The organism is Niabella aquatica (genome assembly GCF_054779315.1).
This window is the reverse complement of sequence record NZ_BAAGYM010000021.1, coordinates 20,452-46,965: the sequence shown is the minus strand read 5'-3', so window position 1 is coordinate 46,965 and position 26,514 is coordinate 20,452. Positions and strand designations below refer to the sequence as shown.

The 26,514-nt window shown below is 42.7% G+C and carries 13 protein-coding genes; all 13 read left to right on the top strand.

Annotation, left to right across the window (positions count from 1 at the left end):
• Positions 1 to 73: 73 nt before the first annotated feature.
• The 13 genes from ACYVBM_RS16480 (at position 74) to ACYVBM_RS16420 (ending at position 26,500) form a co-directional block, all read left to right on the top strand.
• Positions 74 to 1,360, top strand: a complete 1,287-nt coding sequence (locus ACYVBM_RS16480) for an MFS transporter (protein ID WP_460686789.1) — start codon at positions 74 to 76, stop codon at positions 1,358 to 1,360.
• An 837-nt stretch (positions 1,361 to 2,197) separates the two neighbouring features.
• Positions 2,198 to 5,320, top strand: a complete 3,123-nt coding sequence (locus ACYVBM_RS16475) for a SusC/RagA family TonB-linked outer membrane protein (RefSeq protein ID WP_460686788.1) — start codon at positions 2,198 to 2,200, stop codon at positions 5,318 to 5,320.
• A gap of 65 nt (positions 5,321 to 5,385) precedes the next feature.
• Positions 5,386 to 7,122, top strand: a complete 1,737-nt coding sequence (locus ACYVBM_RS16470; RefSeq protein ID WP_460686787.1) for a RagB/SusD family nutrient uptake outer membrane protein — start codon at positions 5,386 to 5,388, stop codon at positions 7,120 to 7,122.
• Positions 7,116 to 9,122 carry a heparinase II/III domain-containing protein gene (locus tag ACYVBM_RS16465; RefSeq protein WP_460686786.1) on the top strand — a complete coding sequence of 669 codons (2,007 nt, stop codon included), beginning with the start codon at positions 7,116 to 7,118 and terminating at the stop codon, positions 9,120 to 9,122. Before ACYVBM_RS16470 ends, ACYVBM_RS16465 begins: the two co-directional genes overlap by 7 nt.
• 64 nt (positions 9,123 to 9,186) lie before the next feature.
• Positions 9,187 to 12,312, top strand: coding sequence for a beta-galactosidase, LacZ type (gene lacZ / locus ACYVBM_RS16460; protein ID WP_460686785.1), 3,126 nt, complete (start codon positions 9,187 to 9,189; stop codon positions 12,310 to 12,312).
• A 14-nt stretch (positions 12,313 to 12,326) separates the two neighbouring features.
• The gene (locus ACYVBM_RS16455) at positions 12,327 to 13,358 is read left to right on the top strand and encodes a N(4)-(beta-N-acetylglucosaminyl)-L-asparaginase (protein ID WP_460686784.1); all 1,032 of its coding nucleotides are present in this window, start codon (positions 12,327 to 12,329) and stop codon (positions 13,356 to 13,358) included.
• A 20-nt stretch (positions 13,359 to 13,378) separates the two neighbouring features.
• Positions 13,379 to 14,125, top strand: coding sequence for a copper homeostasis protein CutC (locus ACYVBM_RS16450; protein WP_460686783.1), 747 nt, complete (start codon positions 13,379 to 13,381; stop codon positions 14,123 to 14,125).
• A 191-nt stretch (positions 14,126 to 14,316) separates the two neighbouring features.
• Complete coding sequence (locus ACYVBM_RS16445; RefSeq protein WP_460686782.1) at positions 14,317 to 14,478, top strand: hypothetical protein; 162 nt, start codon at positions 14,317 to 14,319, stop codon at positions 14,476 to 14,478.
• A 637-nt stretch (positions 14,479 to 15,115) separates the two neighbouring features.
• Complete coding sequence (locus ACYVBM_RS16440; protein ID WP_460686781.1) at positions 15,116 to 18,019, top strand: SusC/RagA family TonB-linked outer membrane protein; 2,904 nt, start codon at positions 15,116 to 15,118, stop codon at positions 18,017 to 18,019.
• 11 nt (positions 18,020 to 18,030) lie between these two features.
• Positions 18,031 to 19,779 (top strand): RagB/SusD family nutrient uptake outer membrane protein, encoded by a 1,749-nt coding sequence (locus tag ACYVBM_RS16435; RefSeq protein WP_460686780.1) that lies wholly within the window; start codon positions 18,031 to 18,033, stop codon positions 19,777 to 19,779.
• A gap of 56 nt (positions 19,780 to 19,835) precedes the next feature.
• A complete protein-coding gene (locus ACYVBM_RS16430; RefSeq protein ID WP_460686779.1) occupies positions 19,836 to 23,147 on the top strand; it encodes a SusC/RagA family TonB-linked outer membrane protein in 3,312 nt (1,103 codons plus the stop codon).
• A gap of 26 nt (positions 23,148 to 23,173) precedes the next feature.
• Positions 23,174 to 24,979 carry a RagB/SusD family nutrient uptake outer membrane protein gene (locus ACYVBM_RS16425; RefSeq protein WP_460686778.1) on the top strand — a complete coding sequence of 602 codons (1,806 nt, stop codon included), beginning with the start codon at positions 23,174 to 23,176 and terminating at the stop codon, positions 24,977 to 24,979.
• A gap of 30 nt (positions 24,980 to 25,009) precedes the next feature.
• On the top strand, positions 25,010 to 26,500 hold the full coding sequence (locus tag ACYVBM_RS16420; protein ID WP_460686777.1) for a sulfatase: 1,491 nt from the start codon (positions 25,010 to 25,012) through the stop codon (positions 26,498 to 26,500).
• Positions 26,501 to 26,514: the final 14 nt, after the last annotated feature.

Sequence of the window (26,514 nt, the reverse complement as noted above, 5' to 3'; positions counted from 1 at the left end):
TCTCTATGCTCCCGATTTTGTGGGAGTAAATCTGTGCACGGATTGTGTTATTTAAACCTAACCCTCATCAGAAATGAATGTTAATAAAGCAGCCGGTAATTACAGGTGGTGGGTTGTTGTACTATTGTTTTTTGCAACAACGATCAATTATATAGACCGACAGGTTATAGGATTACTTAAACCCGAACTTGAAAAGGTTTTTCAATGGACCGAAAAGGATTACAGCCGTATTGTAATGGCCTTTTCGGCAGCTTACGCTATAGGGTTGGTATTGATGGGCCGTATTGTGGATATAATTGGTTCGAAGCGTGGATATGCCGTATCTATTATTTTCTGGAGTATAGCGGCAATGCTTCACGCATTTGTACAAAGTACGGGTGGCTTTATTTGGGTGAGGGCACTGCTGGGGCTGGGAGAGTCGGGCAATTTTCCGGCCGCCATCAAGGTGGTGGCAGAGTGGTTTCCTAAGAAGGAAAGGGCGTTTGCCACGGGGTTATTTAATTCCGGTGCCAGTGTGGGTGCTGTATTGGCTCCTGTTTTTGTGCCACTGATTCTTGGTGCCTGGGGATGGAAGGAGGCATTTGTGATAACGGGCGTACTGGGTTTTATATGGCTGTTTTTCTGGCTCCGGTATTACCAGGTTCCATCGGCTAAAAAGGGATTGCCGAGGGCAGCGCTTGAACATATTCATAGTGATGACGAAGGCGCAACAGATGATGCCTCTGTAAAAGTTCCCTGGCAAAAACTGCTTGGACTTAAAGCTACATGGGCATTTATAGCGGGCAAGTTTTTTACTGATCCTATATGGTGGTTCTTTTTGTTCTGGCTGCCCTCTTATTTTTCTTCTGCTTTTGATATGGATCTTACCAAACCCAGCCTGGAACTGGGAGCCGTGTACGCGGCAACAACTATTGGCAGCATTGGTGGCGGGTACCTGTCTTTATTCCTGGTGAAAAAGGGATTGATGCTTACTAAAGCAAGAAGGATATCCCTGCTGATTGCTGCCGTACTCGTGCTTCCTGTTATTGCCGTGCAATATGCCACCAGCAGCTGGCAGGTTGTTGGTATGATTTCACTGGCGGCGGCTGCACATAATGCCTGGAGCGCTAACATTTTTGCATTTGCATCAGATATGTTTCCTAAGAACGCGCTGAGTTCTGTAATTGGAATAGGCGGAATGGCGGGGTCGGTTGGAGGCATTCTGTTCCCCATGCTGGTAGGGGCCTTGCTGGACCATTATAAATTAACAGGGAACCTTATGGAGGGGTATAATATTCTATTCGTGATTTGCAGTCTTTCTTATCTTTTTGCCTGGGTAATTATTCTGCTGCTTTCCCCTAAGCGAAAGCCGGCATTATGAGCCTGATTCATTGGCCCTAAAAGAGTTTTTGCCTTGTTTATCCTATTAAAAATTTATACGGCGCTATCGGGGGGCCTGTAAAAACATATTTCTTGGCAGTTTGTTTTAGCTGAAATAAAAGGAGCTGATTGATTAAAGGAAAAAGCAGCGTCATAGACCGTTACTGCTGCTATGAGCCAAAAATATCGGGAGGCAAAAATTTGACCATTCTTTGCAAATTTTGAAGTTGTACTGTTTGTATTGCTGTACTATTTTTGATAAAGGCTTGCTGCTTTGTAAAAGCATCAATATAGAGCTAACGGCGATCATTAACGAGGCGCAATGAGGCAGCTTGTTGACCTGGTATGCTGTTCTGTAGTGTATATAAGGTTTCGGAAGAATTTTTTCAGATGTGATTTTAATACGGGTGATTTAAAAGCGTTGAAACGACACATGAGGCCGGCATATTGCCAACGCTGATTATTTTAAAGGTGGATGAAACGGCCTCTGCCGATTGCTATGCGAATCAGATTGTATGTATAGAAGGTGCCGGCAAAAATTTTACTTTTCTTAGCAAATTTTGACGTTGTTACTGCTTCGCTGGCATGCTACTTTTGATTATATTAATACTCAGGAATAAAAACGGTTACATATCTCATAATAATAGTTCCGATTGCTTTATTTTTTTGAAACTGGAGTAGACAGGAATGTCGAAAGGCGGTTTCAAATATTTTTAACGATAAACATTTTTAATTGGCGCCTGCTTTCTTTTAACAGATCTAATGCATAGATTCAGGTGTTTTTGATTGTTGAAACCATTTGCTTTTTCGTGTAAAATAAAACTGTAAAAATTAGATTATGATTCAGAATCGATCATTAAAAAAGCTATTGCTTTTTATTGTCTTCTGCTGTATGGGAAATATTTTGCTTGCCCAAACAATAACAGGAGCTGTTGTCAATGAGAATGAGGAGCCGCTGCCGGGCGTTACCGTTCAGCTTTCGGGTTCTCGGGTTGCTACTACAACCGATACCCGCGGAGCGTTTACCATTACCGCCAGAACGGGCGATACGCTTTTGTTTTCTTATATAGGGTACAATGATGTGTTTCATGTTATTAAAGCTAATAAAGTGTACCTTAAAATGTTTGAGAAGAACAATAACACGTTGTCTGATGTAGTTGTGGTGGGGTATGGTACCCAGAAAAAAGTTAATGTGTCTGGCGCTGTATCTGTAATAGGTAAAGATAAACTTGAAAACCGGCCGGTAAACAATGCGGTTCAGGCCTTGCAGGGCCTTTCTCCCGGCCTGGTGGTAAGCCGGTCTAGCGGACAACCCGGCGCGGAAGGCTGGAATATCAATATTCGCGGGTACTCTTCTTTGAATGGTACCAACAAGCCATTATTAATTGTCGATGGTGTGGAATATGCTAATCTTACCTTGATCAATCCATCCGATATTGAATCTGTAACTGTATTGAAAGATGCTTCTGCTGCAGCCATCTATGGGGCGAAAGCTTCTAACGGGGTGTTGCTGATTACCACAAAGGCTGGTAAGGCCGGTAAAGTAACAGTAAACTATACGGGTATGTACCAGATCAAAACACCGATAAGCCTGCCTGAAACAGTACCTTTTCATATAAGCGCCGCATTGCAGAATCTTGCCAATATTAATAATGGTGGTTCGCCGTCTTTTACAGATAAGCAGATCGCTATGTTTAAAGATCCGTCTATAACATTGGTGCCTGACGATCCTGCAAATCTTTTTTATTATCAGGAGATGGATTATGTAGGCATGACTGTAAACAAGCGGTTCCGTTCATGGCAGCACAACCTTGATGTTACAGGTGGTAATGATAAAACCCGGTATTTTATAGGATTAGGGTATAACAATAACAATGGGATGTTTAAAGTAGGGCCTGATAATAACCAACGGTATAATATGCGCGTTAACCTTACAACAAAGTTAAACCGGATACTAACCCTGGATTCCCGCCTGTCTTTTATTCAGAATAACATAAGGCAGGCTGCCGGAACGCTGACGGGGGATTACGGATTATTGTATAATATATACAACTTGCGTCCTATCTATCCGGTGTTTGTACCAGGCAGCAACGAAACAAAATATGCATCCATCTCCGGAAATAATACCTATGCTACATTGAAAGACGGTGGCTATAACGAATCTAAACAAAATGTTTTGGACGGGGTGTTTACTTTAAAGGCAGAAAACCTGGCAAAAGGTCTTGTGCTGAGCACCAACTATAGTCCGCATATTGAGCAGATAAACCAAAACCTGTTTAACAAAACAGTACCACTGTATAATTTCGTTAAAAGTTCGGGCGATTTTGTTCAGAATGCATGGCTGAACAAAGCCAACTCTTTAAGGAAATACCGTACTTCACAAAACTGGTATACTTTTAATGCGTTGGCGGATTATACACTTGATGTCAGTGACCATCATTTTCAGGCAATGGGCGGTTTTCAGTACCAGTACTATAATTATGACCTTGTAAATGCCTACCAGTCGAATCTTACCAATAATAATTTACCTACACTGAATTATACAACAAACTCACAATTGCCGGTAACGGCCGTTGCGGATAATCTGCAGGAAAATGCATGGCAATCATTCTTTGGAAGATTTAATTATAATTACAAGGGGAAATACTTTTTTGAAGCTACGGTGAGAAACGATGCGAGTTCGCGCCTGGCCCCGGGTCACCGCAGCCAGACATTTCCGGCGTTTTCTGCCGCATGGCGCCTGTCGCAGGAAGACTGGATCAAAAACCTGGGGCTGTTCAGCGAACTTAAGTTGAGAGGTTCCTGGGGTAAGCTGGGTAATGCACAGCTGGGTGAGTTGTACGAGAGCAATTATTTGTCTGTCGCAACGCTAAATACAGGGGTGTACCCTTTTAATAATACGGCTACAACGTATGTGTACCAGGCAGCGCTGCCGTCTGAGGGGCTTGGCTGGGAAACCGTAACTACATCTGATATCGGTATTGATTTCGGATTATTACAGGGGCGTTTAAGCGGTAGTTTTGATTATTATAAAAGGGTAAATGATAATATGCTGATAAGCATAAATCTCCCCGCAGTACTGGGCGTTGCTCCCAGCACCACTAATGCGGCAGCTATGCAAACAAAAGGATGGGATTTTGATATGGGCTGGAAAGACCGGATAGGGGAGTTTTCTTACTTTGCCGGGGTTAATATAAGTGATAATACCAATACGATTACTAAGTACCTGGGCAATGTTGTGTACTCAGAGGGTATCAATACTGCTATACCTGGAATGCCTATCAATTCAATATTTGGTTATCGCTCACTGGGATATTTCCAGAGTAAGGATGAGGTAGCCCAGAGCCCTAAACAATTTGGAGCTACGAACCAGGGGCCGGGAGATATCAAATATGAGGATATAAACGGTGATAATATAATCAGTGGCGGAACCGGTACGCCGGAGAATCACGGAGATCTCGTGTACCTGGGCAATACTTCTCCGCGGTATAATTTTGGTGTTAATCTTGGGGCGCAATGGAAAAACTTCGATATCTCTGTGTTCCTGCAGGGAACCGGTAAGCGCAGTTACATAATTTATCCTACCCAGGCGCTGCCCTTTGTGCAAAGCTGGCGCTATCCGCTTGCTAATTATGTTGATAATTATTGGACAGAAGATAACAGGAACGCAAATTTTCCAAGGCCCCTGGCCGGTGGTGGTACCAATACGCATATAAATAGCGCATTTGTTCAGAACGGCGCATACGTGAGATTGAAAAACCTGCAGATTGGCTATACACTTCCTTTACAGGTATTAAACAAACTGAAAGTGCAAAAGGCAAGAATATTTTTTAGTGGCCAGGATATATGGACAGCCACTAAAGCCTGGTATAAGTATTTCGACCCGGAAAGTCCCAGTAATGTTTCTTATGCGTATCCCTATTTTTCTGTGTACGCTTTGGGCATAAACGTCAATTTTTAACGGATAAAACAGGATTGTTTAAAAGTTAAGTATTTCTTCTATCGATTCATATAAAATATAAATCAATGATACAAAAATATTGTTTTAAGGTTATGCAGTGGTTGTTGCCCGTTGCTGCACTTACAGTAACCGGCTGTATGAAAAAGTTGGACCTAAAGCCGGGGTCTCAGTTGGCTGATAATAACTTCTGGCAAACAACTTCTGATATGAGCCAGGCATGTAATTATCTGTACACATTTTTAAATGGTCTTAATGCAGCGGATGACCCCTCCGGCTATCCTACACCTTTGCAGGATAATTATTCGGATAAGGCGTTTGGCGACCGCTCTGTTGGTTTTGGCGATGGTTCCAGTGTGGCACCGGCAACATCTAATGACTGGAACAACTATTATAAAGCAATCAGGGCTGCAAATAATATCCTGGAAAAGTCGGTAACGGTAACCGGCGATGCGAATACAATTAAAAGATATCTTGGAGAAGCGCGTTTCTTTAGGGCGATGGCTTATTTTGAGCTGGTAAAACGTTTTGGGGATGTGCCTTATATTAATCGCACGCTTACAGCCAACGATGAAATGTTGTATGCTGCACGGACGCCCAGGCAGCAGGTAATTGACAGTGTGTATGCCGATCTTGATTTTGCTGCGGCTAATTGTCCCCAGCCTGACGTGATGGCTGCTGCTGAATATGGCCGCATTACACGGTCTGCGGCACTGGCATACAAATCACGGGCAGGCTTGTTTGAGGGCACCTGGGATAAGTTCAGAAGTATAGGCACTGCATCGCGCAATCTGCAGGCGGCTGTTGATGCAGGCACCACATTGATTAATGAAGCCAAACACTCCCTGTATAAAGCACAGGGAGCGCAGAGTTATTTTTATTTGTTTCAATATGACGGCGGTGCCGGCGGCAATCCGGTTCAAACAATAGTGGGTCCCCAGGTGAATTATACTTATGGCACTAACAAGGAGAATATACTGGTGAAACTTTACGGGCAGAACCAGAATAATAATATCACTTCACACAACTTCGGAAGACAATATCTCGATCAGGCACATATTGCTCCCACGCGCCAAATGATGGATATGTATTTATATAAGGATGGTTTGCCGCAGGGACTATCGGCCTATGATTCTTCTGCTAACCAGACAAGCTCTCTTACCGAGTTCAGGAACAGGGACCCGAGGATGGAAATGTCTGTTTATAATAATACCATGACAACTCCCTCAACGGGTGGACTTATTACCTATAACGCGGGAATCAATTACCGTTACAGGAAATACTGGATTGTGAGCGACTGGGCCTCTAATGTGAGCTATGTTAACTTTAATATATTAAGATATGCAGAAGTATTGTTGAACTATGCAGAAGCTAAGTTTGAGCTGAATGGGGCGATCAGCGATGAAGACCTGAATCTTACCATTAACGCGTTGCGCAATCGTGCCACAGGTGGCGATACCGGTAAGTTGCCATTACTTACCAATGCATTTGTGAGTGCGAATGGATTGAGCATGCAAACGGAGCTCAGGCGGGAAAGGACCGTGGAACTTGCTTTTGAGGGACATGCGTACTGGGATCTGCTGCGCTGGAAAACAGCAGAGACATTATTACCTAAAGCTATACTTGGCAGAAAGTATTTTCCCGCAGAAAACCCCTCAGGCACTACGCCTAATTTACTAAATGGTTATGTATTGCTTGAGGCGCAGTCATTCCGTGGTTTTAACCCGGACAGGGATTATTTATGGGGACTGCCAACAAAAGAACTGGCGTTGAATAAACAACTTACTCAGAATCCTAATTGGTAATAGCATACAATACAAGAAGGGAGAATGGCAGGATGCTGAAAGAATGTATGAATTATGCAGCGGGGTTTTTCCTGGGATTATTATTAACCCTTACGGGTAGCAGGGTTGCTGCGCAGCAGGTGAACGAAGCGGCAAACTATCTTACTTCGGCTTTGCGCGCTACCGGATGGAAGCCTGATAGAAATGGCATTAATAGCTGGCGGCAAATACAAAGGGAACGTACTTTTGAGAAGATTGCTGCATTACCGGATTCTATAAAGCATCATTTCCGGGAAAAGGCGGATAGGGCATTATCTTTTTGCTGGCAGGCATTACCTGCCAGCTCTTTTCTTGAATATAAGGAAACAGGCAACCGTATAGGATTTGAAAAGATGCAGTTGGAACGGCGGGCGAATTTTTATAATCTGGTAATTGCTTATTTATTGACGCATGAAAAAAAATATCTCCCGCCCTTGGTCAACGGGCTGTGGGCTACTCTCGAAGAAAGTACCTGGGAAATTCCGGCAATTGTAGCGCTGCAAAAGGCAGGCGCAGATTTGCCCGATCCTTACGAGCCGGTTGTTGGCCTCGTGAATGCTGAAACGGCAGTGAATATTGCGATGGTTCAGTTTCTGCTGCACGAACAGATTGAAAAGGTTTCGCCTGTAATTAATAAACGCATTACCAGGGAGCTGAAAGATCGCTTTTTGGATCCTTATTTGAAACGAAATGATTTCTGGTGGATGGGGTTCAGCGGACAGCGTGTTAATAACTGGAATGCCTGGATCAATACCAACGTGCTATATACCGCCTTACTGGCAGAAGAGAATATGGGCGTACTTCAACAATTGATCAGCAAGGTCTTTCTCAGTGCCGACTATTTTATCAACCAGTATCCGGCCGATGGGGGTTGTGATGAAGGCAGCTCTTACTGGAATGAAGCGGCAGGAAAATTGATACAATTATTGTCCCTGGCTAATAGCGCATCAAACGGTGCGCTAAACTGGAATAATAATAAGCTGCTGCTTAACATGGGTTCGTACATCTATAAAATGCATATAGATGGCAGTTACTTTGTGAATTTTGCAGATGCCGTACCACAATTTATTCCTGACCCCGAAAGTGTTTATCTTTTTGGTGAAATGTTCGGTAATAAAGCACTGAAGCAGTTTGCAGCTTACCTGTTGAACCAAAAAGGCAAAATAGTTGCTTCCAGAACATTGGTAAATTTTGTGCAGTCGGCTACATTATTTGAAACGCTTGCTCATACATCTTCTGCAGTGCATAGCCCCCTGGATATTTTATTTCCGGATCTTCAGGTAGCGATAGCCAGAAATGGTCCAGGTGCTGCCAAAGAACTTTTTCTGGCTGTACAGGGGGGGCATAATGAAGAAAGTCATAATCATAATGATGTAGGCAATTTTATTTTATATATAGGCGGGAAGCCCGTAATTGTAGATGCCGGTGTAGGTACCTATACTGCGCAAACTTTCAGCAACAGACGATACGAGCTTTGGAACATGCAGTCGCAATGGCACAACTGTCCTACTATCAATGGAATCATGCAGCATGAAGGGCGCACTTACAGGGCAACGTCGTTTGCTATGAATACAACAAAAAATAAAACCTTAATCAGCCTCGATATTGCGCAGGCATATCCTGCGGAAGCAGCTGTCAGGCAATGGAAGCGTTCTTTTTCTTTGGAAAAGGATAAAATGATACTTACGGAATCGTATGATTTGGTCAATGTAATAGGCACCACCTGTTTACATTTCTTAACTGTTTGCAACCCACAGGTGGAAGCGCCGGGAACTATTGTGTTTTATGATGCAGCAGGTGAACGCGTAATGAAACTGAAATATAATGCATCAATAATGAAACCCGGTATTGAACAAAAGATAATGGACGATCCTAAAATGATTAACAGCTGGGGCAAAGCCTTGTATCGCATCGGTTTTTTACCAATCAGTAGTACGAAAAGGGGCACTGCTGTGTTTGAATTTGAACCGATGGGTAAATGACAACATTCCTGCTGTGCAGGTAAGCAACTTTTGAAAATATTTTAAAGTAATTAAAATACAAACAGTGATTGATAAAATATTTCGATTTATAACAAAAATACTTTTACTATTTTATTGTATTTGCCTCCCGTATATATCAGGGGCGCAAACTTTTACTTATAAAGAGTGGGAAGACGAAACGATCATAGATATCAATAAAGAGCCGGCCTCCGCTTCGTTTACTGTTTTCCCTGATGAAGCAATGGCATTGGCTGCAAATAAAAATGCAAATCCCTGGGTTCGCCTGTTGAATGGTAGCTGGAAGTTTTTTTATACCAGCCAGCCTGAAAAAAGGCCTGTTGATTTTTATACACCGCTGTATAATGATTCTGCTTGGGGCACTATGCCTGTTCCCGGAAACTGGGAATTGAATGGTTATGGGATCCCGATCTATACTAACATCAAATACCCGTTCCCTGTAAACCCTCCGTTTATAGATCATCAGTTTGCCCCTGTGGGTACCTACCGGTATCATTTCAATATTCCGGAAAACTGGAGCGGTAAAGATGTATGGATTCATTTTGGCTCTGTATCCGGTGCTATGTATTTATATATCAATGGCCATGCTGTGGGCTTTAGCAAAGCCAGTAAGCTGCCCGCAGAATTTAATATTACTTCTTATTTAAAAGCAGGCTCAAACATGCTGGCATTGCAGGTGTTCCGCTGGCATGACGGTAGTTATCTGGAAGACCAGGACATGTGGCGCCTTACAGGCATAGAGAGAGATGTATGGCTTGTGGCAAAAAATAAAACCCGTATTGAAGATTTTGGAATAGTAACAGATTTGGATAGAACATATAAAACGGGAATGCTGACTGTTAATGTAAAATTGAAGAACCCGGATCGCCGTAAACTATCTGTTGATGCAAAACTGTATGATATTGCAGGAGGCCTCATCAAGGTTGCATCCAAAAAATCAGTATCTGACCTACTTATCGGTTTCCCGAATTTAACAGTAAAAAATATAAGAACATGGAGTGCTGAAACGCCCCATCTTTACCTGTTAGTGTTACTGTTAAAGGATAATAAAGGGCATGTAATTGAAGCGGTCTGCCGCAATGTGGGCTTCAGAAAAATAGAAATACGGGATGCGCAATTATTCGTAAACGGTAAAAGGATTATGGTGCATGGTGTAAACCGGCACGAGTTTAGCGATAGCACCGGTCATATTATTTCCCGCGGGGAAATGATTCGTGATATTGCATTAATGAAGCAAAATAATATTAATGCGGTACGTAGTTCCCACTATCCTAATGATCCTCTTTGGCTGGAGCTTTGCGATGAATACGGGCTATATGTGGTGGATGAAGCTAACATTGAGATTCATGGAATGGGGGTAAACTTTCAGGGTGCTTTTGATACCACCCGCCATCCTGCATATATAAAATCCTGGGCGCCTGCCATAATGGATCGTATTAAACGGATGGTAGTACGTGACAGAAATCATCCCAGCATTATTATATGGAGCATGGGTAACGAATGCGGCAACGGACAGGTTTTCAGGGATGCTTATAGCTGGCTTAAGCAGGAAGACCGCACGCGCCCGGTAATGTTTGAACAGGCAGGCGAAAACAGCAATACAGATATTGTAAGCCCTATGTATCCGGATATTGATGATATGAAAAAATATGCGCGCGACAAAACCCAAAAGCGTCCTTATATTATGTGCGAGTACGCACATGCTATGGGAAACAGCAGCGGTAATTTTCAGGAGTATTTTGATATAATAAGCACCTCAGACCATATGCAGGGGGGCTTTATCTGGGATTGGGCCGATCAGGGTATTAAAAGCAAAACGGTGGATGGAAAAGTGTATTGGGCTTATGGAGGTGACCTGGGATCGGGACATTTGCACAACGATGAAAATTTTTGCGGCAATGGATTGGTTGCTTCAGACAGGTCCTGTCACCCTGCTATTTATGAAGTAAAGAAAGTGTACCAATCTATTTCTTTTACGGACAAGGAATGGAGAATTGGTAAGATACTTGTTAAAAATGAGTATAGCTTCTTATCAACCGACAATATTATTTTTAAATGGGAGTTGCGGAAAAACGGGACTGCGGTGCAAAGCGGGGAATTGAAGATATCTCTTCTTCCCGGGCAATCAGAAATGATATATCTTCCTGTTAAGACCGGTTACGAAAACGATGAGGTTTTATTGAATGTATATGCGTTTACGCAAAGCGAAAACGGACTGGTGCCCGGGGGAACGATGGTGGCCTCCGAACAATTTGGAGCAGGTCAAAACCGTTTTTTTAGTAACTTTAAAGAACCAGCAGGAGTACTGCAGGTTGTTAAAACGGATAAGTATCTGTATTTCAAATCAGGCAAAACAGCAGGGAAATTTGATATCCGAAACGGGCGCTGGATTTCTTACGAACAGGCAGGGCTGCCGTTACTGGATCAGTTTCCCGAACCTTATTTCTGGCGGGCGCCTACTGATAATGATTTTGGTAATGAAATGCCGCAGCGGTTGGGGATATGGCGCTCTGCCGCAGCCAATCGAAAAATGTTACATGTAAAAGCAGAAGAACAGACATCAAAGGGCGTTAAGCTGATCGTTGAATATTTACTTTCAGATGTCAATGTACCGTACCGTGTTTCCTACGATGTTCTGAATAATGGTGCTGTTAAGATAACCGCATCGGTGAACCTCGGAAACCTATCTCTTCCAGAAATGCCGAGGTTTGGAATGCGTATGCAGGTACCTGAAATTTATAGTAACATAAGTTTTTATGGCAGGGGGCCCTGGGAAAATTATGCTGACAGAAAGAGTGCGGCCTTTATCGGTTTGTACCAGAAATTGAAGGAGCAGTTTACCGCAAATTATCTGCGTCCGCAGGAAAACGGCTATCGCACAGATGTGCGCTGGCTTGCGCTGGCTGATGCGTCGGGAAAGGGAATTAAAGTTATTGGGATGCAGCCTATAGGTTTTAGCGCATTACCTTATATGGCAGAAGATCTGGATCCCGGATTGACCAGGAAGCAACAGCATCCTGCAGACCTGCATGAAAGACCTTTTATTTCCCTGCATATAGATCTCGGGCAGCGCGGTGTGGGCGGAGATAACAGCTGGGGGGCATTACCTCACGCATCTTACCGGCTGACGGCCAAAAAATATACCTATAGCTATATTATAGAGCCATTATAATAAAAATATCCATTATGTTTTCAAGAAGAAATTTTCTAAAAACAGCATCCCTAAGTTCTTTTCTTTTGAGCAGCGGGGGTGCATTTGCACTAAGCCGCCCGCAAAAGAGGAACCGTGAAGTAATACAGAAACCTGTGGTAATCTCAACCTGGGATTTTGGCAAGACGGCTAATGCCGAAGCCTGGAAAATACTTGGAAACGGGGGCCGCGCGCTGGACGCTGTGGAAGCGGGAGTGAAAATCCCGGAAAGCGATCCGGGAAACCACACAATAGGATATGGCGGCTTGCCGGACAGGGATGGATATGTGACGCTGGACGCCAGTATAATGGATGAGTATTATAATTGCGGATCTGTGGCTTGCATGGAGCATATCATGCATCCTATTTCGGTGGCAAGGCTGGTGATGGAAAAAACGCCACATGTAATGTTGTCGGGACAGGGTGCGCTGGATTTTGCTTTGGCCAATGGGTTTAAAAAGATCAACCTCTTAACCCCGGAAAGTGAAGCTGAATGGAAAGAGTGGCTGAAAACATCTAAGTATCAGCCCGAAAAAAATATTGAAAATAAAAAATACGGTAAGGACAATGACCCCATGCCCGGCGGCCCGGAGAATCATGATACAATAGGAATGCTGGCTCTGGATACCCGAGGAAATTTAAGCGGGGCCTGTACTACAAGCGGCCTTGCATACAAAATGCATGGCAGGGTGGGCGATTCGCCAATTATCGGTGCCGGCCTTTATGTGGACAATGAAGTGGGTGCCGCCACTTCTTCCGGTGTTGGTGAAGAAGTAATACGTATTGTGGGCTCACACCTGGTAGTAGAGCAAATGCGCGCCGGCCTTTCGCCAACAGCTGCCTGCAAAGCGGCTGTTGAACGGATTATTAAAATCAATCCTAAAAAGGCTTCTGAAATCCAGGTGGGCTTTATTGCACTGGCAAAAAACGGTGCATACGGTTGCTATAGCCTGCAGCCAGGCTTCACGCTGTCTGTAAGGAGCAATGACACAGAACGTATTATAAAATCAGAAAGTCATTATAAATAATCATCAAATAATTATACAGAATGGAAAATAAATTCAGATTGGAAGTGTGTGCTTTTCATATAGCATCGTGCATCATTGCCGAACAAGCGGGCGCCTACAGGGTTGAGCTTTGCGATAATCCTATTGAAGGCGGAACCACGCCTGGCTATGGGACGATTAAAAAAGTACGAGAAAAAATTTCAATGAAGCTGTATCCGATTTTAAGGCCACGTTCAGGCAACTATTATTATTCTGATGAAGAGTTTGATATTTTAAAAGAAGACATATTAATGTGCAGGGAGCTTGGCTGCGATGGTATTTCTGTTGGCGTACAAACCATCCACGCTGTTATAGATAAGGAGCGAATGAAGCGGGTGGTGGATTGGGCCGGTCCTATGGGTGTTACCTGTAACCGGGTATTTGACTGCGCACCGGATCCTTACGCTGCGCTGGAAGATATTATAGCCTGTGGCTGCGAAAGGGTGCTGACTTCCGGTCAGGAAACCGGTGCCCCGCAAGCCGGAGCTGTGCTTGCCAAACTGGTAGAGCAGGCGGGAAGCAGAATCAGCATTATGCCCGGAGCGGGCGTAAACTCATCAAACCTGGCAACACTTATACAGGAGTGTGGTGCATATGAATATCATGCATCTGCCAGGAAAAAAGCGGATAACCCTGTCAGGTACATCAACACAAGGGTAAGTGATTATGGCAGTGTGTATATAGCAGATGCGCAGGAGGTGAGCGCTATGGTGGAAATACTCAATAAAGCAAATGACGAACGCGCCTAAACCCAAATTGCGCCCCCGAATAAATTTTTGTAAAGCGATAGAATAGTCGATAATGCCACCTGCAAAATCAAATTATAATAAATATCCCGAAGTAAATATTCCTGATCATACGAGTTTCCTGGGCTGGAAATCCATTGCTGAAGCTATAAAAAAATTGATCAGGAAAAAAAGACAAGAGCTCAATTATTGTATTGGAATGCTATCATGGCACACTAACCGATGTATGGGTAACTGAACTCCAAAAGCAAATTTTATGGGACTGCCGGGTGTGCGACCGGTTAAAGAAAGAAGTATTGCCTGTTGCGGATTATGTGCTGGATACTACCCATCATGAAAACCCCCATCTTAATTAAGCTCAACTTAATTTGATTAAACATATTTGGAACCGGGTAGCCGGAACTTGCAGGCTACAACGGATACATCAATTTCTGCACATTCGTTCTGAAAAATACAATTCATGAGTATAAAACAGCCTTCATGCTCAAATTCCCGGAAAATGCTGCATTTTTTGTAATTGTAATACTTGGGAAGAGATGTGAATCCGGAAGATTTTTCTTCAGAATAATATACGAACCGGTTTATTACCATTTTTATCGGGGAAAATAGATAGCACAACAACAGGCTGTGTGCTCCTGTGAGAGATATTACTTACAGGGAGATGGTACTTATCTGTAAAATACCGGGATTGCAACAAAATAAAACAAAACTGATACGAAATAGACGATAGTTGCATTTGCTAATTTTTATTTTTGTTTCAAAGCGATACATTTATTCAATACTCATGTAAAAACTTATATATGAGGCTTGCCAGAGTTCAGACATTTTATCAAAGAGTGTTAATGATTAAAAATTACCGGCATATTGATAACAGGTAAGATGACATGAAAATATCTTGTTCAATGATGACGGGAATTTTGCAATATCTTGCCATGTAGCGTTTTTAACGCCAATATACTTTTATTCATCTGTATATTATTACTAATAAGTCTTATGAAACAATCTTTTTCATTCTCCACATTCAGGCATCATTATCAGTGGGAAGTAAAACAAAATATGGCCGGTTTTTCCTTTTTAAAAAGGCACTTACTTTTTGTTTTCCTTTTTCTATGTGCTTTTCAGGCGTATGCCCAGCATAACGAGGTAAAGAATGCACTATCAGATACAGCTGTTTCCCGTGGTTTAACACCGTTTGATATGGCCGGAAAAGATTCTGTAGTGCCGATGCTCTATAATATGAAATCTCCGGGCTCTTTGAATATTGCGTCTATACGAAGTATTCCCGGTGCGAAGCTGGCTTCTATGCCAGGGAACCAGCTGAAAGGTGCATTGGCGGGACAATTGCCCGGGTTATTTATAAATCAATCCAGTTCCAACAGCGGTACTACCAATGAAAGCGCCTTCTCACTCTCTTTGAGAGGGCAATCTCCGTTAATTGTTATAGATGGTATTCCTCAAAATATCAGCATTTTTGATTTTGAAGAGATTGAGTCGGTTTCTGTATTGAGCGATGCTTTGGCTACAGCTATGTATGGCCCGCAGGCGTCTAATGGTGTGCTGTTGGTTACTTCTAAAAAAGGAGAAATTGGCAAGCAAAAGATAAAGGCATCATTGCAAAGCAGTATTCAAAAGCCCGGTAAATTTTTACGCGGCTTAAATGCTTACGATTATGCCACATTGTATAATGAAGCGCTGGCTAATGATGGCATTGCACCTGTATATACCCCGGCAGATCTGGATGCGTATAAGAATCATACTGATCCTTACGGGCATCCTGATATAGACTGGGCTGAACTCGCCTACAAAAACACTACCCGTATGGACCGGGTAACGATGAATGTTACGGGTGGTAACAGGACTGCGCGATATTTTGCAGTAGGAGAATATCTGCGCCAGGGAGGTATTTTCAACACAAATAAAGATGAGAACACGTATAATACAAACAATGATTTTAGCAGCTATATGTTGCGGACCAACGTAGATGTGAATCTTGATGAAAGAACAATTGTCGGCATCAACGTTTTAGGCAGGGTAATTGAATCATCACAGCCTGGCGCTACTACTAACACAATCAGGAACAGTATTTATAATTCGCCCAATAACGCTTATCCCCGGCTCAATCCCGATGGATCTTTAGGGGGTGTATTAGAATTTAAAGACAACACATACGGGCAATTAAACCGGTCTGGTTACAGGCAGGCTTATGAAAGAAACGTGTTAACCGATGTAAACCTTAAAAGGAACCTTGATGCTGTCACAAAAGGTTTATGGGTAAAAGGCCTTGTGTCGTTTAGCGGGGCCTTTGTTCAAAATATTAACAGGAGCAAGACATTTGCCGTATACCAGATGGATCTGATGCCCAATGAGACCTCCGGTTTAACTGACACTACCTACAGGAGATTTAATAGTGACGGGGCACAGAACAATACAGACGCTATAGCAGACCAGTGGATCCAGAGCTATACCGAATTTGATCTGGGATATGATAGGAAGTTCGGTAAGCATGGCTTCAGTGGCTTACTGTTATACAATAGCATCAGCACAAGAATTAATTCCAATTTGCCATTAAGATTTAAAGGCCTGTCAGGCCGCATGGCATATAATTATGACGAAAAGTATATAGCTGAAGCTGTTTTTGGATATAACGGGTTTAACCGTTATCCCGAGGGATTCCGGTTAAGATTTTTTCCTGCTGCAGGGTTGGGGTGGAATATGCATAAAGAACGGTTTCTCGAAAATATTTCATGGGTAAACCGGCTAAAACTGTACGGTTCATATGGTAAAACCGGTAATGACGGAAACGGGTATTATTCTTTCAGGCAGTACTATGTGGGTGGTACCAATGTTTATTTTGGCACAACCCCGAGCAGTAATCCTGCCGTTGCAGAAGGTGCTTTGGCAAACCCAGATCTTGATTATGAAAAAGCCAATAAGCTGAACCTGGGTATTGAAGGGGCTGTATTAAAAAACAGGGTGTTCTTTTCTTTAGAATACTATATAAATAACTATTACGACTTAATCAGGACACGGGGTACAAGCATTACTATTATCGGGAATAGCTATCCGGCTGAAAACCTGGGTAAAAGCAGGTACTCTGGTTTGAATATGATGATTGGTTATAATGGCAAAAGCGCTTCTTCCTTTTCCTATAACATATCAGCTAATGCAAATATTGCAAAAAGCAGGGTAGTGTTTATCGACGAAGTAGATCAGCCTTATGAATGGATGAGGCGTACAGGTGCCCAGGTAGGACAGGCGTTTGGATATACAGCAGTTGGGCTATACCGTACTCCGGAAGATTTTAACCGGCCGGGCGTTGCAACTATTGATGGTTATACGCCACGCTTGGGAGATATTATGTATAAGGACTATAATATGGATGGCCGGATCACGGTTTATGACGAAGCGCCGATTGGCACAACAAAGCCGCTGGTATTTTTTGGCTCCGATATTTATTTAGCTTATAAAGGATTTGACCTTAGAGCATTGCTGCAGGGAGCGCTTCATCGTAATATTACATTAACCGGTGCTTCTCAATGGGAATTTCAGAACAGGGGACTGGGCCAGGCATTTGAACATCATCTTGACAGATGGACACCCGACAACCCCAATGCTTCTTACCCGAGGCTTACTGTGGGTACGAATATTAATAATCATATATCAAACTCCTCCTACTGGTATAAGGATGGAAGTTACGGGCGCCTGAAGTTCATGGAGCTTGGTTACAATATTGCGGGAAGATGGACCAGGGATATTAAAATTGAATCGTTCCGGATTTTCGCCAACGCTACCAACCTTTTTACAGTTTCCGCATATAAAGGGGTAGATCCTGAAGTTTACGGATATGTATACCCTATTGTTAAAACATTCAGCGGAGGATTAACCATTAATTTTTAAATATAATGCTAATGCTAAAGAGATTACCGTTATTATGCTCATTTGTGCTGGCAGCATGTATTATTGCCGTTTCATGCAAAAAAGATATTGAAGACAGAAGGGCTAATGATATTGACGAAGATCTTGTATGGGATGTTACCGATAGCCTTGGTACTTATGCAACGCAATTTGTAAACAACCTTTACAATTATCTGCCCGATGGATTTGACCGGATAGGAGGTGATTTTTTGGATGCTGCTACTGACGATGCCATCCCGTCCAGGAACAGCACTTCGGTTGCTTATTTCACCAATGGTAATTTAAATGCCCAGAATTATCCCGATGCATTTTTTGCAAAAGGCTATGAAGGTATCAGAGCTGTCAATATCCTTCTTAAGAATATTCATAAGATATCATTTAAAATCACGCCGGATGGTACCTATGATGCCTTGCCCCGGTATTGGAAGGCTGAAGGACGCTTTATAAGAGCGCTGTGCTATTGGGAGCTGGTCAGGAGATACGGAGGAGTACCCATTATTGGAGACCAGGTTTTTACTTTAAAAGATAATTTAAAAATACCCCGAAACACGTATGAAGAATGTGTTAGCTACATTGTCAGTGAATGCAATGCTGTCATGAATTCTCTGCGCCCAGACCCAATGGATGTGAATTATTGGGGAAGGGTAGGGAAAGCTGCTGCGCTGGCATTAAAAAGCAGGGTATTATTATATGCTGCAAGTCCTTTATTTAATGGCGGAGGATTTGAGCAAAATGAGAATGTAAGAAAGCTGAATAGTTACCTGGATTATAAGCCGTCCAGGTGGGATAGCGCTGCCAAAGCCGCAAAGGATCTTTTAAATTATGCTTCAGAAAAGGGTTTGACCCTCCAGGCGGAGTTCAGGGATGTTTTTACAACTATCAATCCCAGGGAAGTATTGCTTGTAAATCTAAAACCCAAAACTGCAGATCTTGAACAAAATCACGGGCCTGTTGGTTTTGCTTCTCCAACCGTCATTAGCAGAGGCTACACAAGCCCCACGCAGGAATTAGTGAATGCATTCACAGATACCACGGGAAGAGTTATTTCTGATCCGGGTACTGTATATAAAGATACTGACCCGTATGCTAAGCGCGACCCCCGCTTAGGATGGACCGTGTTATATAATGGGCGCAGATGGTTAGCCGCTCCGGGCGTGGTGGAAACCTATAAAGGAGGAAAAGACCGGCCTGGCGGAACCGCTATACAAACGCAAACCGGTTATTATCTTAGAAAGTTTATGGGCTATTTTGATAATCCTACCAATACCAATACGACTTATACGACCCAGTTCCACAACTTCATAATTTTCCGTTTAGCCGAAGCCTATTTGAATTATGCCGAAGCTATTAATGAAATGGGACAAACAGAAGAAGCCGTGAAAAGTATTATCGAATTAAGAAAAAGGGCAAAAATAGAGCCCAGCAAAGTTGCTCCAAACAGGTATGGAATAAAAACCGGCATTACCCAGGATGAGATGCGTACGCTTATCAGGCAGGAGCGAAGGGTAGAGCTGGCCTTCGAGGAGCATCGGTTCTGGGATTTGCGGCGATGGAAAGTTGCAGATGAGGTGCTCAACGGAAAACTTCATGGAATATCGATTACTAAAAGTCAAAATAACTCATTCACATACGCAGAGGAAGCCGCAGCCAATATTAAGTTCAGTCAGCGCTTATACAGGATGCCCATTCCCTACAGCGAAATTTCCAAGAATAAAAATTTTATTCAGAATGAGGGATGGTAACCTTACGTTCAGATACCAAATAATAGATGGTTAGCTTAATAGATAAATATAAGTTCATGAAACGCAGCATGATAGATTATTCTCAAACTCCGAAAGGAGTTCTTCGAACAGAAGAATGCCTGCCCGCCGGTGAGGTAGGCACAAGCGCAGTTCCCTGTTTGCCGAACAGGCAGGCATCCGATCTAAACAATCTTTGTGCAGCAGCAAACAAAAAAAATATACGGATGAAATATTTTTTCTTCACTTTAATCCTTGCTTTTTTTACTCTTTTTAGCCATGCGCAACTTATAAAAGGATGGGTAAAAGACGAAAAAGGCCCGTTGGCGGGTGCTTCCATAGTTGAAAAAGATTTGCCGGGTAATGGCACATCAGCCGATGAAAACGGGTACTTTGAAATTAAACTGTTAGGCAAGTCGCAAACCATTGTAATAGCTGCAGTGGGGCATCAATCCAAGGAAGTAAATGTATCATCAGCAGAAGACCTCAATATTACATTGGAAATAGATCAGAGTGCATCAGAGATGGAAGATGTGGTTATAATAGGATATGGCAAACAAAAGAAAGTTACACTTACAGGCGCTGTTTCTTCTATTAAAGGAGAAGATATACAAAATATTCCTACTCCAAGTTTACAAAACGCCTTAAGTGGCAGGCTTCCCGGATTTTCCTCACAGCAGCGAACAGGTGTTCCTGGCGATGACGGAGCTGCATTTTTTATAAGGGGACGCAGCTCGCCTAATGGAGACAACAGCCCATTGATTTTGGTGGATGATATCGAATACTCTTACAGTCAGTTTTCACGTCTGGATGCTAACGAAATTGAATCAATCAGTATACTGAAAGACGCTTCAACCACAGCCATTTTTGGTATTAAAGGAGCTAATGGTGTGGTTTTGGTAACTACTAAAAGAGGGAAACTGGGTAAGCCAAAAGTTAGCGCCCGCTCGGAATTGAGTTTTTCGCAGCCTACTATATTTCCTAAGGTACTTGATGCATATGAATCTGCTTTGTTGTATAACCAGGCGCAGGTAAATGATAGTATATATCTCAATACGCCTTTACCCCAGCGGCGCTTTTCAGATGAAGATTTAAGGTTATTTAAGTCAGGTGAAGATCCCTGGGGCCATCCGAATGTAGATTGGAAAGAAACCCTTTTCAGGGATTTCAGTACTACGAACAGAACCAATATAGACATCAGCGGCGGAAGCCCGAATGTGAAGTATTTTATTTCAGGGGGATACTTATGGCAAAACGGGATGCTTAATGATTTTGGATCCCGGAATGGGTTAAGAACAGATTATTACTATAAACGATTCAATTACCGGTCGAATTTGGATATAAAGGCTTCAAAAACGCTTGATATCAGGATTGACCTTTATGGTAATAACGGGGAGAAGAATGCCCCCAATCCCCATACTGACCTGTTTCAGGATTATATAAACTTCAGAACTTTGTCTCCGTTCGCTTATGCGGTTTATAACCCCAATGGCACATTCAATCATCCTGTAAAAGAAATCAGCCCGGGGTTGGGAGGTGAAAATAATGTGGTAGGCAGGCTTACTTATAACGGGTATAACAGGAGCTTTGAAAATAATATCTATTTGGCATCAAATGCTTCGCAAAAATTAGATTTTATTACGAAGGGATTATCTTTAAAAGGAGTGGTTTCCTATGCCTCCTTACAGTCATTTAGCCGTAATATGGGCGTTCCTGATAATAACGCACCCAGTTCTTTCCCCTCGTACAGCTATGACAGGGAAACAGATACCTATCAGCTTTGGAATGATAATGTTTACAGGATTGTTGATCCCACGTTAACATATAATGCCGGTAGTCCTTTAAGAAGATTGAACATGCAGGGCTTCCTGAATTATGACAGGCGTTTCTCCGATCATCATTTTATAGGAATGTTTTTGATCAACCGGCAGACATCTGTTAGTTCCAGCTCCGCTGTTACCAGTAATTATATACCCTCCAATACACGCGGTTATGCAGCAAGGCTCGGTTATGACTTCAGGCAGAAATATCTGTTTGAGTTTAACGGCGCCTATAACGGCTCAGATGTGTTTGCTGCCCGAAAAAAATATGGATTCTTCCCGTCAGGCTCACTGGGCTGGAATATTACTGAAGAGCCTTTTATGAAGCCGTTGAAAAGCTGGCTGAGCCGTTGGAAAATAAAAGGATCTTACGGTATAGTAGGTAGCGATAATATAGGTTCTGGTATTCAGACCACCTATGTGCACGAATTTGTTTATGCAACGGGTAGTGAGGCCGGCGATGCCAACTATCTCCCGGGTCTTGTTTTTGGAAATTCAGGAACAACTTCTGTTTTAAAGCTGTTAAGAGAAAAAGCCTTGGGGAATGACGATGTTTCCTGGGAAAAGGAACGTAAGTTTAATGTCGGCTCAGAATTATCTTTTATAAAGGACAAGCTGTCGCTAAATGTTGATTATTTTGATCACCTGCGCTATGATATCATTATTAGCAGGGAAAGCGTACCCAATATGATTGGCGTAGCGCTTCCTAAAGCAAATAAGGGCAGAGTAAAAAACTCGGGTTACGAAGCAGAGCTGTCTTTCAAAAACCGGTTGGGCAATGATTTCAGCTATTTTATCAATGCAAACTATTCTTATGTGAAAGATAAGGTGCTGGAATTAGACGAACCCGTGAATCTGGATGCTCCCTGGCAACAGTCAACCGGCCAGAGTATGGGACAGATATTGGTTTATAAATGGATAGGATTTTATTCTGTAAGCGATATCGACAATGCAAATGTGGTGAAGCCACCAACCGGGGCATTACCTGGAGATCTGAAGTTTGAAGATTTTGATGGAGATGGAGTTATTACCGAAAATGACAGGGCTTTTTTCGGGAAGCCTAATTTCCCCACCACCACGTACGGATTGTCTTTAGGGGGCGCTTATAAAAATCTTAGTATTAGTTTGCTTTTACAGGGTGCAAGAAACTTTTCATTCAGGGCGAGGCAGGGCGCTATACAGGCTTTCCTGTCAAATATGCAACCCATTCACAGGGAGGCCTGGACCCCTGAATTAGGCGACAATGCAAAATACCCGCGGTTATCGGTTAATAATACTTCAGAGGGAACCAATTATTCGTCAACTTTTTGGCTGATCCCGGGCGATTACCTGCGTTTAAAAACCTTGGAGATCGGTTATTCTCTTCCCAGGAACTGGGGAAACAAACTGAAGTTCCAGGATGTGAAGATATATGTATCAGGGTATAATTTATTAACCTGGTCTAAACTATCAAAGCTATATCAGTTTGATCCGGAGGCAGCTTCAGGAAATGACCGGTCTGTTTATCCGCCACAGCGCACATTAAATATTGGAGCTTCTCTAACTTTCTAATGATAGAATGGTTTAAAATTCTGATTATGAAAAAACGTTATTTTTTTAGTATTGCAGTTATATTGTTAGTTTACGTGTCATGTAAAAAGGGAGATTTTTTAGATAAATCCAAGAATCTTGAGGTTATTGATGAAGTTCAGGTTTTTAGTGATAGTACCAAGATCTTTGAATTTCTCAATGCGATATATGCAGACACCAGGTTCTCTTTTTTGAAAAGAGATTATAATGGACAAACCAACAAAGAACAAACTGTAGATGACGAAGAGTCGAGGTATTATGGAAATACACAGCAGGTATCCGCATTTGTAAATGCAACGCTTTCCCCTGCGGCCAATTACAATGCCCAGATATGGAATATGTGGGTGGTGCCCTACCGGAATATAAGAAGGGTGAACCTGTTCCTGAGCCATATTAATGATATGCCATTTAATAATGAATTAAGAATCCGCCTGGAAGGAGAGGCCCGTTTTTTAAGAGCGTGGTATTATTCATACCTGTTAAATGCTTTTGGTGCTGTTCCGGTTTTAGGAGATATTGTTTTCGACGCAGAATCCGATTTGAATGTGCCGAGGACATCTTATGAAGAATGTGTGAATTACGTAGTGAAGGAGTTAGAAGATGCTGAAAAGCTGGTGCCCGCGCCGGAACAATATGATCCAAAAGATTTTGGCAGGGTTACAAAGGGGGCCTGCCTGGGCCTGAAATCGCGTGTGCTGTTATTCGCAGCAAGTCCTTTATTTAACGGAGGATTAATGAATATTAAATCTCAGTACCGGGTACAGGATCAGCTGGATGAAAGAATTAAAGCAGCTACTTATCCCAATTATGATCAGAATCGCTGGCAAAAAGCTGCGGATGCTGCCAGGGCGGTGATCAATTCAGGATATTACACCCTGGAGATAGACAATACCACAAAACCCGGCTATGGTTTTTACGATTTGTTTATTAAGAAAGTTACCACAGAGCTGGTCTTTTTTATACCTCAGCCATCTAATTTTGAATATGAGAATTTCTGGAATCCGCTGACGCGTTCGGGTGGGTCTTACGGGCATCCCACTCACAATTTCGTAAAGTGTTTTCCCATGAAGAACGGTAAGGCCATTGATGAGCCCGGATCGGGATTTAATCCACAGAATCCTTATGCCAACAGGGATCCGCGCCTGGGTTATTCTGTAATGTATAATGGCTCAAAATGGTCAAGAAACACAGCTACATTAGAGGAAGTATGGACGTATAACGGACCGGGAAAAACAAATGATGGCTTAGATCTTGCTTTTACTTCATCTACAGGGGTTACTTCTACCGGATACTATTGCCGGAAGATGTGTAAGGAAGAAACTTCAAATGTGAATAAGACCAGGGTAGAACGGTCTGCTCCTTTGCTTCGCTATGCCGAGATCTTACTTAATTATGCCGAGGCAAGCAATGAAGCAGGCAATATGAACGAAGCTTATGAAATGATCAAAAAGATCAGGGAACGTGCGGGTATAGATGCCGGCTCAGATAACATGTATGGTTTAAAACCAGGCATGACGAAAGAAGAAATGAGAGCGATCGTCAGAAATGAGCGAAGAATAGAGCTGGCTTTTGAAGATAGCCGCTTTTATGATGTGCGCAGGTGGATGATCGCTGTAGATTCTCTGAATAAAAATAACCTGGCGATCAAGATTACCAATACCGGTACCGCAACCAGCCGTATTTTTACTTATGAAGAGATCTCAATTATAAGTGAAGCCCGGAAGCGTATTTTCAGACCCGAAATGTACTTGATGCCGATAAAGAAAGATGAGATTCTGAATTCTCCTAAATTGAGCCAGGCGCCGGGATGGTGATAAACTGAAAAAGATCTTAATACATAAAAAATGACAAAGAAAGCGGTTCTATCATTAGCGATGTTTTTTGCAACTTCTTTTGTTTATAGTCAAAAGCTGAAGCAAACCGGTCATTTCAATGTTTTGTTTATTGCTGTAGATGATCTGCGGCCTGAACTGGGATGTTACGGTCGTGATTATATTCATTCGCCCAATATTGACAGGCTGGCTTCCGGCGGCATGGTGTTTTTAAATCATTTTGTGGCGGTACCTACATGCGGGGCTTCCAGGGCAAGTATACTTACCGGTCGTTTGCCTCGCTCTGTACAGGATGTAAGTAATGAAGCGATGACGCATAAAGTTGCAGGTGCAGTAAAAAACCATGTGCCCGAAACGTTCATCCATGCACTGCGCAGGAGCGGTTATTATACAGTAGGTATTGGCAAAATCAGCCATTCTCCGGATGGGTATGTATATAAATACCTGCAACCTAAAAGCGAACAACTGGAATTACCCGAAAGCTGGAATGAAATGTTATTCGATGCCGGTAAATGGGGGACTGGATGGAATGCTTTTTTTGGTTATGCAAACGGAACCAACCGCAATATGCTTAAAGGGGCTGTAAAGCCTTATGAGAGCGCTGCTGCAGGCGATGAAAGCTATGCGGATGGCCTTACAGCCGGGCTGGCTGTTCAGAAGCTGCAGGAGTTAGCCGCTAAAGATCAACCCTTTTTTCTTGGAGTAGGCTTTTTTAAACCTCATCTTCCCTTTAATGCTCCGAAGAAATATTGGGATATGTATGATGAGTCGAAAATTTCCCTGACTCCATCCCCCGAAATTCCAAAGAATGTAAGTGTCGCCAGCTTTCATCAGAGTGAAGAGTTTAATGGTTACAAACTGGGAGAAGAAAAGGCTTCTTTAACCCAACCGGTATCTGACGAATATGCCCGCAAGCTCAGGCATGCCTACTATGCCAGCATTAGCTATGTAGATGCGCAGGTAGGTAAAGTGCTTGCTGAATTAAAAAGGCTGAAATTGGACCAAAATACCATTGTAATTATCTGGGGCGACCATGGCTGGCACCTGGGCGACGACCGGGTTTGGGGCAAACATACACTTTCGGAGTGGGCGCTAAGAAGCCCGTTGATTATCAAAACTCCCGGCAGGAAAAAAGGTGCTTCGTGTAATAAGATCGTGAGCTCTGTTGATATGTATCCTACATTGATGGAGCTGTGTGGCATAAAAATGACTTATCAAACAGATGGGAAAAGCCTGATGCCTTTACTCATGAATCCTGCAGATAAAAAATGGAGTAATGTGGCATACAGTTATTTCAGACGGGGAATAACGGTACGTACTGAAGATTACCGGTTCACAAAATATTTCAGGAATGAAGAGCCTGCGGTAGAATTATACGATCATAAAGCCGATCCCTCCGAGAATCATAATATAGCAGATACGCACCCTGATATTATAAACAGTCTCTTACCATTGTGGAATAAAGGAAATACAGGGTTATGGGCCGGGAAGGGTAATAAATAAGACATCAGCATTTT

Excerpts from the sequence above, each read along its gene's own strand:
- ACYVBM_RS16430 (WP_460686779.1), top strand. The coding sequence starts at position 19,836 with ATGAAACGCAGCATGATAGATTATTCTCAAACTCCGAAAGGAGTTCTT.
- ACYVBM_RS16440 (WP_460686781.1), top strand. The coding sequence starts at position 15,116 with ATGAAACAATCTTTTTCATTCTCCACATTCAGGCATCATTATCAGTGG.
- ACYVBM_RS16420 (WP_460686777.1), top strand. The coding sequence starts at position 25,010 with ATGACAAAGAAAGCGGTTCTATCATTAGCGATGTTTTTTGCAACTTCT.
- ACYVBM_RS16455 (WP_460686784.1), top strand. The coding sequence starts at position 12,327 with ATGTTTTCAAGAAGAAATTTTCTAAAAACAGCATCCCTAAGTTCTTTT.
- ACYVBM_RS16435 (WP_460686780.1), top strand. The coding sequence starts at position 18,031 with ATGCTAAAGAGATTACCGTTATTATGCTCATTTGTGCTGGCAGCATGT.
- ACYVBM_RS16425 (WP_460686778.1), top strand. The coding sequence starts at position 23,174 with ATGAAAAAACGTTATTTTTTTAGTATTGCAGTTATATTGTTAGTTTAC.
- ACYVBM_RS16475 (WP_460686788.1), top strand. The coding sequence starts at position 2,198 with ATGATTCAGAATCGATCATTAAAAAAGCTATTGCTTTTTATTGTCTTC.
- ACYVBM_RS16450 (WP_460686783.1), top strand. The coding sequence starts at position 13,379 with ATGGAAAATAAATTCAGATTGGAAGTGTGTGCTTTTCATATAGCATCG.
- ACYVBM_RS16480 (WP_460686789.1), top strand. The coding sequence starts at position 74 with ATGAATGTTAATAAAGCAGCCGGTAATTACAGGTGGTGGGTTGTTGTA.
- ACYVBM_RS16470 (WP_460686787.1), top strand. The coding sequence starts at position 5,386 with ATGATACAAAAATATTGTTTTAAGGTTATGCAGTGGTTGTTGCCCGTT.